The sequence below is a fragment of the Xanthobacter versatilis genome (assembly GCF_043193975.1).
Lineage (GTDB): Bacteria > Pseudomonadota > Alphaproteobacteria > Rhizobiales > Xanthobacteraceae > Xanthobacter > Xanthobacter autotrophicus_E.
On the sequence record NZ_JBAFVB010000035.1, the window covers coordinates 1 to 546 of the forward strand.

A 546-nucleotide genomic window follows, 5' to 3' on the forward strand; every position below is an offset into this window, starting at 1 on the left:
AGGTTCGAAGGAGAGACAGATGTCTTCGCTGCGACAGATCGCGTTTTACGGGAAGGGTGGCATCGGCAAGTCCACCACGTCTCAGAATACCCTGGCTGCGCTTGCGCAGATGGGTCACAAGATCCTCATCGTGGGTTGCGACCCCAAGGCCGACTCGACCCGCCTGATCCTGCACGCCAAGGCCCAGGACACCATCCTGTCGCTTGCGGCGAACGCCGGCTCGGTGGAAGACCTCGAGCTCGAGGACGTGATGAAGATCGGCTACCAGGACATCCGCTGCGTGGAGTCCGGTGGTCCTGAGCCGGGCGTCGGCTGCGCCGGCCGCGGCGTGATCACCTCGATCAACTTCCTGGAAGAGAACGGCGCCTACGAGGACATCGACTACGTGTCCTACGACGTGCTCGGCGACGTGGTGTGCGGCGGCTTCGCCATGCCCATCCGCGAGAACAAGGCCCAGGAAATCTACATCGTCATGTCCGGCGAGATGATGGCCATGTATGCGGCCAACAACATCTCCAAGGGCATTCTGAAGTATGCCAACTCCGG

Annotated in this window: 1 protein-coding gene; it reads left to right on the forward strand. The window is 61.7% G+C overall.

Going from position 1 to position 546, the window contains the following annotated elements:
* Positions 1-19: 19 nt before the first annotated feature.
* Positions 20-546 (forward strand): AAA family ATPase (locus V5F66_RS22265; protein ID WP_394094740.1); only part of this gene is annotated, 527 nt, incomplete at its 3' end.